The organism is Ruegeria sp. PrR005 (assembly GCF_010500245.1).
In the GTDB taxonomy this organism is placed as follows: Bacteria; Pseudomonadota; Alphaproteobacteria; order Rhodobacterales; family Rhodobacteraceae; genus Ruegeria_B; species Ruegeria_B marisflavi.
In genome coordinates this window covers 1-14,100 of the sequence record NZ_JAAGOX010000055.1, presented here as the reverse complement: position 1 = coordinate 14,100, position 14,100 = coordinate 1, and the positions used below count along the sequence as shown (strand labels likewise).

Annotated in this window: 12 protein-coding genes and 1 tRNA gene; 11 read left to right on the top strand and 2 right to left on the bottom strand. The window is 59.9% G+C overall.

Going from position 1 to position 14,100, the window contains the following annotated elements; translation table 11 throughout:
• Positions 1-18: 18 nt before the first annotated feature.
• Both G0P99_RS21320 and acuI read left to right on the top strand, forming a co-directional pair.
• Positions 19-1,122: a dimethylsulfoniopropionate demethylase gene (locus G0P99_RS21320; RefSeq protein ID WP_164132511.1), complete on the top strand. Its 1,104-nt coding sequence runs from the start codon at positions 19-21 to the stop codon at positions 1,120-1,122.
• Between the two features lie 101 nt (positions 1,123-1,223).
• The gene (gene acuI, locus G0P99_RS21315; protein WP_164132510.1) at positions 1,224-2,216 is read left to right on the top strand and encodes an acryloyl-CoA reductase; all 993 of its coding nucleotides are present in this window, start codon (positions 1,224-1,226) and stop codon (positions 2,214-2,216) included.
• 48 nt (positions 2,217-2,264) lie between these two features.
• On the opposite strand, the gene G0P99_RS21310 is transcribed toward acuI, so the two are convergent.
• Positions 2,265-2,648 (bottom strand): VOC family protein, encoded by a 384-nt coding sequence (locus G0P99_RS21310; RefSeq protein WP_164132509.1) that lies wholly within the window; start codon positions 2,646-2,648, stop codon positions 2,265-2,267.
• 128 nt (positions 2,649-2,776) lie between these two features.
• On the opposite strand from G0P99_RS21310, the gene G0P99_RS21305 reads away from it, so the two are divergent.
• The 9 genes from G0P99_RS21305 (at position 2,777) to G0P99_RS21265 (ending at position 12,774) form a co-directional block, all read left to right on the top strand.
• Positions 2,777-4,000, top strand: a complete 1,224-nt coding sequence (locus tag G0P99_RS21305) for an aminotransferase class V-fold PLP-dependent enzyme (RefSeq protein WP_164132508.1) — start codon at positions 2,777-2,779, stop codon at positions 3,998-4,000.
• Positions 4,001-4,047: 47 nt separating this feature from the next.
• Positions 4,048-5,496, top strand: coding sequence for a deoxyribodipyrimidine photo-lyase (locus G0P99_RS21300; RefSeq protein WP_164132507.1), 1,449 nt, complete (start codon positions 4,048-4,050; stop codon positions 5,494-5,496).
• Positions 5,497-5,546: 50 nt separating this feature from the next.
• Positions 5,547-6,761: a cyclopropane-fatty-acyl-phospholipid synthase family protein gene (locus G0P99_RS21295; RefSeq protein ID WP_164132506.1), complete on the top strand. Its 1,215-nt coding sequence runs from the start codon at positions 5,547-5,549 to the stop codon at positions 6,759-6,761.
• 12 nt (positions 6,762-6,773) lie between these two features.
• On the top strand, positions 6,774-7,214 hold the full coding sequence (locus G0P99_RS21290) for a TrgA family protein (protein ID WP_164132505.1): 441 nt from the start codon (positions 6,774-6,776) through the stop codon (positions 7,212-7,214).
• A 30-nt stretch (positions 7,215-7,244) separates the two neighbouring features.
• The gene (locus G0P99_RS21285; protein WP_164132504.1) at positions 7,245-8,360 is read left to right on the top strand and encodes an NUDIX domain-containing protein; all 1,116 of its coding nucleotides are present in this window, start codon (positions 7,245-7,247) and stop codon (positions 8,358-8,360) included.
• 82 nt (positions 8,361-8,442) lie between these two features.
• Complete coding sequence (locus G0P99_RS21280) at positions 8,443-9,477, top strand: cysteine synthase A (protein ID WP_164132503.1); 1,035 nt, start codon at positions 8,443-8,445, stop codon at positions 9,475-9,477.
• Position 9,478: 1 nt separating this feature from the next.
• The gene (locus G0P99_RS21275) at positions 9,479-11,914 is read left to right on the top strand and encodes a DUF3772 domain-containing protein (RefSeq protein ID WP_370462866.1); all 2,436 of its coding nucleotides are present in this window, start codon (positions 9,479-9,481) and stop codon (positions 11,912-11,914) included.
• Positions 11,904-12,626: an alanyl-tRNA editing protein gene (locus G0P99_RS21270; protein WP_164132502.1), complete on the top strand. Its 723-nt coding sequence runs from the start codon at positions 11,904-11,906 to the stop codon at positions 12,624-12,626. The genes G0P99_RS21275 and G0P99_RS21270 overlap by 11 nt, the downstream gene beginning before the upstream one ends.
• 58 nt (positions 12,627-12,684) lie before the next feature.
• Positions 12,685-12,774, top strand: a tRNA-Ser gene (locus G0P99_RS21265).
• A 10-nt stretch (positions 12,775-12,784) separates the two neighbouring features.
• Here the strand turns inward: G0P99_RS21265 and G0P99_RS21260 are convergent.
• A partial coding sequence (locus G0P99_RS21260) for a zinc ribbon domain-containing protein (protein ID WP_203583206.1) occupies positions 12,785-14,100 on the bottom strand: 1,316 nt, incomplete at its 5' end.

Sequence of the window (14,100 nt, the reverse complement as noted above, 5' to 3'; positions counted from 1 at the left end):
TGCCGGAGGACGCCTGATATGGCGATGATCTCTCCCTCGCGCCGGGTCAGGCGCACTCCCTTTTCCGACGGTGTCGAAGCCGCCGGGGTCAAAGGCTACACTGTTTACAACCGAATGCTGCTGCCGACGGTGTTTGAAAGCGTCGAGGCGGATTATCACCACCTGAAGAAAGCGGTGCAGGTCTGGGACGTGGCTTGCGAGCGGCAGGTCGAGTTGCGTGGACCTGATGCCGGGCGACTGATGCAGATGCTGACCCCGCGCGACTTGCGCGGCATGCTACCGGGGCAGTGCTATTACGTGCCGATTGTCGATGAAACCGGCGGCATGTTGAACGATCCGGTTGCCGTCAAGCTGGCCGAGGACCGCTGGTGGATCTCGATTGCGGACAGCGACCTGCTGCTTTGGGTCAAGGGCATTGCCAACGGCTACCGGCTGGACGTGCTCGTGGACGAACCGGATGTTTCGCCCCTGGCCGTGCAAGGGCCAAAGTCCGATGACCTGATGGCCCGCGTTTTCGGGGATCGGGTGCGCGATGTCCGCTTCTTCCGGTTTGGCATGTTCACCTTCGAGGGGCGTGATCTGGCCATTGCGCGGTCGGGTTATTCCAAGCAGGGTGGTTTCGAGATCTATGTCGAAGGTGGCGACATCGGCATGCCGCTATGGAACGCCTTGAAGGCGGCGGGCGAGGATCTGGACGTGCGCGCGGGCTGTCCCAACCTGATCGAGAGAATCGAGGGTGGTCTGTTGTCCTATGGCAACGACATGACCGACGACAATACCCCGCATGAATGCGGGCTGGGCCGCTTTTGTAACACGCATACCGCAATTGGCTGTATCGGCCGGGATGCGCTGTTGCGCGTCGCCAAGGAAGGCCCGGTTCAGCAGATCCGCGCAATTGACATCAGCGGTGATCGAGTGCCGGGGTGTGACAGGGTTTGGCCGTGCTACGCCGATGGCCAGCGGGTGGGTCAGGTGACCTCGGCCGCGTGGTCGCCCGACTTTCAGACGAACGTCGCCATTGGTATGGTTCGGCTTAGCCATTGGGCCGAAGGAACTCGGCTGGAAGTGGAAACGCCGGACGGCATGCGCCCGGCAACGGTTCGTGAAAAGTTTTGGGCTTGAGCGGGCAGGGTGCGGCGTTGTCGGCCCCTGTTCGCGCTGCCAGACGAAATATGTGGTTATGTAATCGACGGCCCTGATTTGGGTCGCGGAAGGAGGAAAAGATGTTCAACGCACTGGTGGTCGAAAAGGACGAAGAAAGCGGCAAGACCCAGGCTGCTGTCAAACAGCTTGGGCTGGATGATCTGCCACAAGCCGAGGTTACGGTCGCGGTCGAGTATTCGACGGTCAACTACAAGGACGGTCTGTGCATTGGTCCCGGCGGTGGGCTGGTGCGCAAATATCCCCATATCCCTGGCATCGATCTTGCCGGAACGGTCGAAACCTCGTCGGATGCCCGGTACAAGCCCGGCGACAAGGTGGTTCTGACCGGTTGGCGCGTGGGCGAGGCCCATTGGGGAGGATACTCGCAGAAGGCACGGGTCAAGGCCGACTGGTTGGTGCCGCTGCCAAAGGGGCTGGACACCCGGCAGGCGATGGCCGTGGGGACCGCAGGCTTTACCGCGATGCTGGCCGTCATGGCGCTGGAGGATCATGGCCTGAAACCTGGACATGGACCGGTTCTGGTGACTGGCGCCGCGGGCGGCGTTGGTTCCGTGGCGACCGCCATTCTGGCCAACCTGGGCTACGAAGTGGCGGGTGTAACCGGGCGCCCTGAAACCGCCGACTACCTCAAATCTCTTGGTGCGACCACCATCGTGCCGCGCGAAGAGTTGAACGAAACGGTCAAGCGCCCGCTCGAGTCGGAAACCTGGGCAGGGTGCGTGGATGCCGTGGGCGGCGCCATGCTCGCGCGGGTTCTGGGCCAGATGAAGTACGGCGCCTCGGTGGCTGCGGTCGGTCTTGCAGGCGGCGCCGGCCTGCCGGCGACCGTGGTTCCCTTTCTGCTGCGCGGTGTCAACCTTCTGGGTATCGACAGCGTGATGCAACCCTATGCCAACAGGCTGCGTGCGTGGGAGCGTATCGCCTCGGATCTGCCGATGGACAAGCTGGAGGCGATGATCCAACCGGCCACCCTGGCAGACCTGCCGCAGCTCGGCGCCGATATCCTGAAGGGCCAGGTCAAGGGCCGTGTCGTTATCGACGTCAACGCCTGATCCGGTCGAGCCCCTTGGCCCCCGGCGGACCGCCGGGGGCTTTCTTTGTCACGCGGTTGTCGGTTCAAAAAAGCCGACGGAATTGCCGTCGGGGTCCTTGGCGTAGAAAAACCGCCCGGCCGGGATTGTGATTGCGGGTGAGATTACCTCGCCACCGGCTTGCGTCACACGGGACATCGTCTCTTCCAGTGCGCCCTCGGCGGCCAGATGCAACGTCGGGCCACTGCCGTCGCCCGCCGGTGTACCGGGATAGAGATGCAGCGCCACTCCGGTTTCGGCGGCGGCAGGTTTGAATACCGCCATCGGGTTGGGGCCGCTGGTGTCGATCGTCAGTTCGGCGCCAGTGACCTTGGAATAGAACGCGACGCTGCGGTTCATGTCGGTCACGGGCAACTCTCCCCAGACCAGGAAATGTTCGGGCTGATAGCTCATCGGTTTACCTCATTGTTTTCGATGGTGCCTGTATGGCCGGTGGTGATGACAGTTTTTGACATCAGCACATGGCCTTGACCCGGACCCGGTCAGCAGGCATCCATTTGCCATCAGAAACGAGGGTCAAGATGGCATTGGATATCGGCTTTGTCCGCAAGCAGTTCCCGGCATTCTCCGAAGCATCACTGGACGGCCAGGCGTTCTTCGAAAACGCAGGCGGGTCTTATACATGTCAGCCGGTGGTCGACCGGCTCACCCGGTTCTACACCCAGCGCAAGGTACAACCTTATGCGCCGTACGAGGCGAGCCTGCTCGCTGGCGCCGAAATGGAAGAGGCGCGGGCGCGGATGGCGGCAATCCTGGGGGTTGAGACCGACGAACTGAGCTTCGGCCCCTCGACCTCGCAGAATACCTATGTTCTGGCCCAGGCGTTCCGGCAATGGATGCAGCCGGGCCAGGCGATCATCGTGACAAATCAGGATCACGAGGCAAATTCCGGCCCCTGGCGGCGGCTGGCCGAGGCAGGGATCGAGGTGCGTGAATGGCAGATCGACCCGGACACTGGGCATCTGAACCCCGAGGATCTGGAAAACCTGCTGGACGAGAACGTGCGGCTGGTTTGCTTTCCGCATTGTTCAAATGTGGTGGGCGAGATCAACCCGGTAACCGAAATCACGGCCATCGCCCATGCCGCCGGTGCCTTTGTCTGTGTTGACGGGGTGTCTTATGCGCCGCACGGCTTTCCAAATGTCGGAGAGTTGGGACCCGATATCTACCTGTTCTCCTCCTACAAGACCTATGGCCCGCACCAGGGGGTGATGGTGATCCGGCGCAATCTGGGGCAGATGTTGCCGAACCAGGGGCACTATTTTAATGGCGATGTCCTGTACAAGCGTTTTACCCCAGCAGGTCCCGATCACGCCCAGGTTGCCGCCAGCGCAGGCATGGCCGATTATGTTGACCTGCTGGCGGCACACCACGGGTGTGATGCCACTGGCCCGACACAGAGGGCGGCTTTTGTTCATGACCTGATGCGGGACTATGAGGTGGAACTGCTGCAACCATTGCTTGATGCAGTTGCCGATCGCAATTCGGTCCGTCTTCTCGGCCCGGACAAGGCCGAACTGCGCGCACCGACGGTGGCGCTGGCGTTGAACCGCCCGGCCGAGCCGGTCGCGGCCGAGTTGGCGAAATACGGGGTGATGGCGGGTGGCGGCGATTTTTATGCCGTGCGGGCCTTGCAGGGGATGGGTATCGATCCAAACCAGGGTGTTCTCCGGCTGAGCTTTACCCACTACACCGCAAAATCTGAAATCGACCAGCTTTTGCAGGCTCTTGACCGGGTTTTGTGATCCAGAAACAGGCCAGCCCCGTATCCTGAAAAAGACCGGGGCAGCCTATGACCAATTCAGACAGTCCAATTATCTTCTGGTTTCGCCGTGATCTGAGGATCACAGACAATCCCGGCTTTCACGCGGCTTGCGCGACCGGACGCCCGGTGGTCCCCGTATTCCTTCATGACGAAGGGGTTGAACGGCTTGGTGCCGCGCCCAAGTTTCGACTTGGCCTGGGGCTCGCAACTTTTGCTGCCGAGCTGGAGAGGCTGGGAAGCGCGTTGATCCTTCGTCGCGGATGCGCGTTGCAGGCGCTTCAGTCGCTGGTCGAAGAAACCGGCGCCGGTGCTGTCTGGTGGTCGCGGGGGTATGACCCTGTGTCTGTCGCGCGGGATGCAGGTGTGAAGTCGTGGTTCAAGGACAATGATGTCGATGCCCGCTCGTTTGCGGGGCATCTGTTGTTCGAGCCGTGGAATGTAAAGACCGGCGCCGGGGGATACTACAAGGTTTATTCGCCGTTCTGGCGGGCTGTCTGCCAGCAGGATGTCGGTCCGGCCCTGCCGGCCCCTTCGCGTTTGGCAAAACCGCCCCACTGGCCGAATTCCGATGCACTGAGTTCATGGCACATGGACGCGCAAATGAACCGTGCGGTCCCGATTGTGACAAGATACCAGTCACCTGGCGAAGCCGCGGCCCTCGCAAAACTGGATCTGTTCATCTCTGACCGCATCAACAACTATAAGAAAAATAGGGATTTTCCAGCCTTGGATGCCACATCGGACTTGTCCGAGCATTTCAGCCTTGGCGAGCTTAGCCCTCGGATCGCGTGGCATCGGGCGCAGGAGGCGGTTCGCGCGGGTTCTGCGGGAGCGGAGCATTTCCTCAAGGAGCTGGTTTGGCGTGAATTTGCCTATCACCTGATGTTCAACAGCCCCCATATTCTGGATCGGAACTGGCGGGTGGAATGGGATGATTTTCCCTGGTCGGCAGACGAAACCAATCCGGACTTCGTACGCTGGTGCCGGGGACAAACCGGGGTCCCAATGGTCGATGCCGCAATGCGCGAGATGTATGTGACCGGACGAATGCACAACAGGGCCCGTATGATTTCCGCAAGCTATCTGACGAAGCACCTGATGGTGCATTGGAAACTTGGCATGGACTGGTTCGCGGACTGCCTGACCGACTGGGATCCGGCCGCAAACGCCATGGGCTGGCAATGGGTTGCCGGTTCAGGGCCGGATGCCGCCCCTTACTTCCGGGTGTTCAACCCTGAAACCCAGGCCGGCAAATTCGATCCAGACCGCGCATATATTGATCGTTGGATCGCCCAGCAACAGGAACACCCAACGCACACGGCATTGGAATTCTTCGATGCGGTTCCCCGCAGTTGGGGTTTGAACCCGGGCGAGGAGTACCCATCGCCCGGCATTTCGCTCGACTTGGGCAGAAAACGGGCGCTTGCTGCCTATTCCACAGCGTTTCCGCCGAGACCTGACGCAAAACTTGCCTGAATTCAGGTCTCGAATTAGCCTGTTTGGCAAACCGCAATGGGGAGAAGCGGATGATTTTGACATCGACAGACGGTCAGGAGAACCTGCCGCGGTATTTTCCGCAAGTCATGAAGATGTTGGGCAAGATGGAGGCGGGCCGCCTTGATATTGCCTTGCCCGACGGACGCATCTTCCGTTCCGAGGGACCGAAGCCCGGTCCCGTGGCACAGGTCGATATACACGACCCGGATGTTTTCGCCCGCCTGATCCGCGAGGGCGAGCTGGGCTTTTGTGACGCCTACCTTGAAGAGGATTGGAGCACGCCGGATCTTCGGGCATTTATGGACCTTGTGCATCAGGGTGACGAAACCGTGTATGACGGTTTTCCCGGACAGTTTCTGGCGCGGGCCTATGAGCGGTTGCGGTTCTGGCTCCAACGAAATCACAAGGAACAAGCCAAGAAGAACATTTCTTATCATTACGATCTGGGTAACGATTTCTATGCGCTCTGGCTGGATGAGACCATGACCTATTCCAGCGCATTGTTTGAAACCGGGCAAGAGAGTCTGGAAAAAGCGCAGACCGCCAAATACGCCAGTCTGATCGACGAGATGGGAGCCAAGCCGGGCGATCATGTCCTGGAGATCGGATGCGGCTGGGGCGGATTTGCAGAATATGCTGCAAAGGAAAGGGGCCTGCGGGTTACCGGCCTTACCATCAGCAAGGAGCAGTTGAAGTTCGCTCGGGAAAGGATTGAGAAAGCGGGGCTTTCCGACCTTGTTGATTTCAAGCTGCAAGACTATCGGGACGAGCGCGGCAGCTATGATGGTATCGCTTCGATCGAGATGTTCGAGGCAGTTGGCGAAAGATACTGGCCGACCTATTTCAACACTGTGCGCGACAGGTTGAAGCCGGGCGCGCGTGCTACGTTGCAGATCATCACCGTGGTGGACAAAAGGTGGGAAGTATACCGCAACGGCGTGGACTTCATACAGAAGTACATTTTTCCGGGCGGTATGCTGCCTGCCCCCAAGATCCTGAGAGAGCAATTCGCGCGCGCGGGGCTGGAGTTCGTGAATTCCAAGGAGTTCGGCAAGAGTTACGACCTGACACTCAGGCGCTGGTACGAGACGTTCAACGAGAAATGGGACCATATCGCAGAATTGGGTTTCGACGATCGGTTCCGCCGCATGTGGAATTTCTATCTGACCTCCTGCGGCGCGGCCTTTGACTCGGGTACCTGCGATGTGACACAGGTAACAGTGGCAAGACCACAAAAAAGCTGAGTTCACCTGTCCATGCCCACCGCAGCCCGTCTCGTCGCCGCCCTTTGCCTGGGCATTCTTGGATATCTGGTGTCAGAACTGATCAAGCCGCGCATGCCGGAAGGAACCGACTTTGGCTACTTCAACCTCGTCAATGTCGGTCTGGGTATTCTTTGCGGCTGGTTTGTCATGGGACCAAGGGCGGGCAGGGGGCTGTCAGCAGCTATCACCAATGGGCTGACCGGTGTGGCGGCGCTCGTCTTCTGGGGGCTGTTCGTGCAGGGTTGTTACGAGATGTTCCGGTTGGCGATGCGAAACCGCTATGGTGGCCCTTTCGAAGCGGTGCTGGCGATTTTCGAGAAGAGTGTCGATTTCGGCGCTGTCCTGATCGCGACAAATATCATCTCGACATTGCTCGTTGGGGCGGTGATATCCGGTCTTGCCACCGAAAACGCCTGGCGGAGATGGCGTTAGATTCCCCTTTGCGACGGATACTTACCGGCAGTGACCAATCTTTTCTTTTACGGCACCCTGCGGTTTCGACCGCTTCTTGAACTGGTCCTGTGTGAACCGGGCGTTTCCCTGAACATGGTTTCGGCGCAGTTGCCGGATCATCAGGTTTACGGCGTTCAGGGGCAGCCCTTCCCGATGGTTGCGCCCGCGCCAGGGCAATCCGCAAGCGGCGTGCTGGTTCGCGGTTTGACCGCGCGCCAGATTGAACGTCTCGACTATTACGAAGGCGGGTTTGACTACGATCTGCGGCCGATGACATTGCGCGTCTCGGATGCGCAAACAGCAGAAGCGCAGGTTTTCTTCCCCCGGGACGGGGCGTGGACACCCGGCGATGTTTGGAGCCTTGATGATTGGGCGCTGGCGTGGGGGGAAATGACCCTGCATGCCGCGACCGAAGTGATGGCGTTCTACGATCGTCTCGGCCCGACAGAGATCGCCAAAAATTTTCGCGCAATCCGCGTCAGAGCTGCCGGACGGATTGCGGCCGCGGCCCGTACACCCGATCCGCAGCACGACGTGACCCGCGATGTCGTCGTTGAGAAGCATAATCGCGGCTATCTCAACTATTTTGCCATGGATGATATGGATCTGCGCCATCGCCGCTATGACGGCACCATGAGCGACAGCCTCAACCGAGCAGCGCTGATGACAGGCCAGGCGGCCGTTGTTCTCCCTTATGACCCGATACGGGATCGGGTCTTGCTCGTAGAGCAGTTTCGCGCGCCAGTGTTCATGATCGGAGATCCCGCACCTTGGGTATGGGAGGCGGTCGCGGGAATGATAGATCCCGGCGAAACGCCCGAACAAGCGGCCCATCGCGAACTGTTGGAAGAGGCGCATCTGACGGCGCGGCGGCTGGAACCAGCGGGACAGGCGTATTCGTCGTCCGGGTCGTCTTCGGAGTTCGTTCACCTGTTTGTTGCGATCGCCGACCTTCTGTCTGAAACCGACTCCGGCGGTCTGGACAGCGAAGGAGAGGACATCCGCAGCCGAATTCTCAGTTTCGAAACGTTGTTGGACCTGACGGACCGCCAGCAGATCAAGTCGCTTCCCCTTGTTTCGCTCGCCAACTGGTTGGCAAGGCATCGTGACAGACTTCGGCAGTAATGGATGCTTTGGGGATCCTTGCTTGAGGTTGAGACCTCGCAGGGCTACATCAAATTAAACAAGATAACCTTGCGAGGACTCAATGCGCATTGCACGCGATCTGGCTGACGCCGTAGGACACACACCGCTGATCCGGCTGCGCCGTGTCAGTGAAATGACAGGATGCGAGATACTGGGCAAGGCGGAGTTCATGAATCCCGGCCAGTCGGTCAAGGACCGCGCCGCGCTCTTTATCATCAAGGATGCAATCGCTCGTGGCGAACTTAAACCGGGTGGCACGATCGTTGAAGGTACTGCCGGGAACACCGGTATCGGACTGGCGCTGGTCGGCGCCTCGATGGGGTTCAAGACGGTCATCGTTATCCCCGAGACGCAATCCGAGGAAAAAAAGGATATGTTGCGCCTCGCAGGTGCGGAACTGGTGCAGGTTCCGGCCGCACCGTATCGCAATCCCAACAACTTCGTTCACTATTCGCGCCGCCTGGCGGAGGAGCTGAACAAGTCGCTGCCCAATGGAGCCGTCTGGGCGAACCAGTTCGACAACATTGCCAACAAACAGGCCCATGTTGAAACCACCGGTCCCGAGATCTGGGAGCAGACCGGCGGCAAGGTCGACGGGTTCATCTGTGCCGTAGGTTCGGGGGGAACACTGGCAGGCGTCGCCGAAGCGCTTCAGCCGAAAGGCGTGAAGATCGGTTTGGCAGACCCGATGGGGGCTGCTCTTTACAGTTTTTACACCACGGGCGAACTGGCGATGGAGGGTGGCTCGATCACCGAAGGCATCGGCCAGGTCCGCATCACCAAGAACCTCGAAGGCTTCAAACCGGATTTCGCCTGCCAGGTGCCCGATGCCGAGGCGCTGCCCTATATCTTTGACCTGCTGCGGCAAGAAGGGCTGGTGATGGGGGGCTCGACCGCGATCAATATCGCAGGGGCCGTGCGCATGGCGCGTGAGATGGGGCCGGGGCATACCATTGTCACCATGCTCTGCGACTATGGCACCCGTTATCAGTCCAAACTGTTCAACCCGGATTTCCTGCGGGAAAAGAACCTGCCCGTGCCCGACTGGATGACGCGCGCGCCCAGTTCGATTCCCGGCGTGTTCGAGGACGTCTGACATGATGATGGGCCGGGTGTTGCGGTTGCTGTTGACCGCGTTTCTGCTGCTGACAGCTACCGCTCTTTCGGCCCAGCTGACCGATGAGAGCCGTGCCTATTACGAACGTTGGGTAAGCACGGCAGACCGGGCTGAAGAGGTCATCAAGGCGAACCGTGCTTCGCAGGCGGCTTTCGAGCAATTGCGAGCCGAGGTCAGGACTTACCGGGATACCTTCAACCGTGTACGGGGCGAGAACTCGGACCGGATCAAGACGCTGGAGGCGCAGATTGCGGCGCTTGGACCAAAACCGGCCGATGGAGAGACCGAGGCCGAGGATATCGCCCGGCTGCGCATCCATCTGAACGATCAACTGGCCAAGTTGACGGTGCCGCGCATCATCTCGGAAGAGGCCTATAGCCGCGCCAATGGTCTGATCAACGAGATCGACAGGATCGTGCGGTCACGCGACACCAAGGAATTGCTCAAGCGCGGGCCGTCACCGCTGAATCCCGAGTACTGGCCCGATGCGTGGAAGGATATCAAACAGGCGATCACGGCGCTGGCCAACGAGGTCGCGTTCAACATGCGCTCGGACGTGGTCCGCGAACGGCTCAAGACCAACGGCCCCGGCATCCTACTGCTGAGCTTGGTGGGGCTGGTGTTCCTGGCGCGAGGGCGCAGATGGTCGGAACGGATAGGCGATTTCCTGCGCTCGCTGGGCGGCGAGGGGACAGGTGTCTGGTCCTTTGTGGTGTCGCTGCTCAGAATCGCGATCCCCTGGATCGGGGTCATGTTCGTTGTCCAGTCGGTGGAGATGATGGATATCACCGGCCTGCGTGGCGCCATGTTGCTGGACCAGGTACCCTATTGGGCGGCGGCGATCCTGTATTTCAACTGGATCGGCCGGCAGGTCTATCTGTTCAACGCCAATACCGGCTTTCGGTATCTGAGCCAGTCCCAGGTGCGGGTGATGCGGCTGTGCATCGACATGCTGGCGCTGACACTGGTGCTGCACGACCTCGTCGTGCTGTTCGAAAGGCTCGAGAACATTCCCGAGGCCACGCGCGCCGTCACCGGTTTTCCGATAATCCTGATGACCGCGCTGCTTTTGTTGCGGCTACAACGCGTGCGCTCCCAGGCACAGGTCAAGGGCGGCACCGTGGACGGGGGCGAGGCCGCGCGCAGCGGGGCAGGGTTCAGCCGCATGGTCGGTTTCCTGCGTCGCGCGCTCTATCTGCTGGGGATTGCCTCGCCACTGTTGGCGGTGGTCGGCTATAACAACGCGGCCGAAGCGCTGGTCTATCCGGCGGTCAAGACGCTGGCGTTGGTCGCTGTGCTGGTGATCCTCCAACGCTTCTTGACCAATGTTTATGGCTGGTTGACCCGCAAGGGGGACGAAGCGGGGGATTCGCTTTTTTCGGTCATCCTCGGCTTTCTGCTGGCGATTCTGGCGCTGCCGCTGCTGGCGCTCTACTGGGGCGCGCGCGAGGCGGAACTGATCGAGATCTGGTCGCGGATCATGATGGGCTTCGATATCGGTGGCGTGGTCATTTCACCGTCGAACTTCCTGACCTTCGCGCTGGTCTTTGCCATCGGGTATACGGTGACACGGCTGTTGCAGGGGGGCTTGCGCAACTCGCTGCTGCCCAAGACTCGGCTCGACCCCGGCGGCCAGAATGCCATTGTCGCCGGCACTGGGTACCTCGGCATCTTCCTGGCCGCGCTGTTGGCGATCACCATGGCCGGGTTCGACCTGTCGTCGCTGGCCATCGTTGCCGGTGCGCTGTCGGTCGGTATCGGTTTTGGGCTTCAGACCATCGTGTCGAATTTCGTGTCGGGCATCATCCTGCTGATCGAGCGCCCGATCTCCAAGGGCGACTGGATCGACGTGAACGGGCAGATGGGTTATGTCCGCGACATCTCGGTGCGCTCCACCCGGATCGAGACCTTTGACCGGACCGATGTGATCATCCCAAATTCGGATCTGATCAGCGGCAGCGTCACAAACTATACCCGCGGCAATACGGTGGGTCGCGTGATCGTGCCGGTGGGCGTGGCCTATGGCACCGATACCCGCCGGGTCGAGACGATCCTGCGTGAGATCGCCGAGGCGCACCCGATGGTGCTGGCCAACCCCGCTCCCAATGTAGTGTTTCAGGGCTTTGGCGCGGATTCGCTCGACTTTGAGATTCGGGCCATCCTGCGGGACGTCAACTGGGTGCTGTCGGTGAAATCCGACATGAACCACGAGATCAACCGGCGGTTCCTGGAAGAGGGGATCGAGATTCCCTTTGCTCAGCGTGACGTCTGGCTGCGCAATCCCGAGGCGTTGACAGGGGCTCCGGCGACAACGACGGCGGCAGCGACGGAAGCCGAGGTTGAAAGTTCGCCGTCAACGGTACCAGCCACACTGACGGAAGCCGATATGAATGAAGGAACAGAAGATGACCACTGAACCTCTCTTCATGCTTGACGCTTATCGCCGCCAAGCATCGGCCCGGGTGTCCGGATACACGGCCGAAGGCGGGGTAATCCTGGACCAGTCACTATTCTATGCTACCGGCGGCGGCCAGCCCGGCGACAGCGGGCGGCTAAGCTGGGATGGCGGAGAGATGGTTGTCGCGACTACGGTCAAGGTGACTGAAGGGGCCATCGCCTTGGTTCCTGTCGAGGGCGCCACGCTGCCACCGGTCGGCTCCGAGGTGACGCAGCATCTCGATTGGGACCGCCGCTTTGCCCATATGCGGGTCCACACTGCGCTGCATCTGTTGTCGGTGGTGATCCCGCTCGAGGTTTCGGGCGGCGCCATCGCGGCGGACAAGGGGCGCCTCGATTTCAACATGCCAGAGGCGCCCGATGACAAGGCGGCCCTGGAACAGGCGTTGCAGGCACTGATCGACCGCGATCTGCCGGTGACCGAGGACTGGATCACCGATGCTGAACTTGACGCCAATCCGGCGCTGGTCAAGACCATGTCGGTCTCACCGCCTCGCGGCAGTGGTCGGGTGCGGCTGGTGCGGATAGGGCAGGGGGACGCGCAGGTTGATCTGCAACCTTGCGGCGGCACCCATGTTGCCCGCACCGGTGAAATCGGTCGCATCCGCTTGGGCAAGGTCGAGAAGAAAGGCCGCCAGAACCGCCGCGTTTATCTGCATCTGAACGGGTAGAGATTAAGGGAAAAACCCCCTTGCAAATCTTGGCGCGATAGTCGAAACACCCCGTCACGGACAGTTGGCCGAGTGGTCGAAGGCGCACGCCTGGAAAGTGTGTAGGCGGGGAACCGTCTCGAGGGTTCGAATCCCTCACTGTCCGCCATCAAACATTTCTAACCCTCAGCCCCCCCTAACACCTTGAACGGCAAGGTGGTTTCTGGGGTTCGAAGTCCTGTTTTGCGGCAGTAGGTAATCCGCTCGGCAAAAGCCAGTTTCAGGACAGTTCTTTGCAGGGTGAGTTGGCCTGATTCCCAGAGTTTCCAAGGGCTTGCAAGAAACGCGCAGGCGAGTTCGAACAATTGGTCGAAGCTGTGGCTAGGTTCGGCTGTTTTGCCCAGTTTTTCCTGTGCAACGAGCTTATCCTGCTCCAGTCGCGCGAGGCGTTTCTCATAGGCGGAGATGACCGATGGCATGCTTGCCTCGACAATGCGGTGCAGCAGCCCGTCGATTTGTTTCTCAATCTTGGTGACTTCGCGTTTTAGCGACACCATTCCGGCCTGGGCTTGCTCTGCCCGTTGATCCCAGACATTCTTGAACATCGCCTTAGTGAGGGTCAGCAATGTCTCAGACGGCTGAAGCTCATGCAGGTAGTCGGTGAACGCCTCTTCCAGCACGTCGCGCCGGATCGACTTGCGGTGGCTTTCGCAGCCCTTGGTGAAGCAGAGGTAGTACGGATGTTTCTTGCCGGTCTTGCTTTTTGACCAATTGGCGGTGAGTGGGTTGCCGCAATCATTGCAGAGGACAAAGCCACGCAACGGGAAGTCCGCATTGATATCTTTACGCACAGGGGCGCGTGTAGCGCCGTTGACGCGCTCCTGCACCGCCTGCCAAGTCTCAAGCGATACCATTCCCTCATGGTGGCCCTTGCGCAGGTCCACGCCCCATTCTGGCCGCTCAATGTAGCCCGCGTAGTGAACACGGCGCATGATCCGCGCCACCTTTTCATATCGGATGGTGCCGTCTGGGAAATTTTTAGGAATCTCAGGACAGCTTTCCAGAAAGCGTTTCACTTCACCTTGGGTTTCAAATCGGCCTGAGGCAAAACCTTCGAGCGCTTCTTGGATGTAGCTGGCAACGGGTTCGTCACGCAGCAAAAGCCTGCCATGCCCTTTCACCACTTCACTCTTGAATCCGACAGGTGCGTGGAACACCCAATAGCCGTTCATCATACGTGCGCGCATACGGTTGACGGTTTGCTCCTGGTTCTTCTGACGTTGGTGCTGAGATACCGTTGCCAGCATGTTTTCTCGCAAAACAGAGTCGGAGTCGTCGCCGAACTCCAAACTCGGGCTTTCCAGCTTGCCGCCCGCTTCTGACAAAAGTGCACGCAACTGCCAGTGCACAACTGGTCTTCCCCCACTGAAGTGGTCCTCCGCTATGTTTAGGAAAACGTAGGAAACACATGGCCAACAAGCGACCGAAGCCCGAA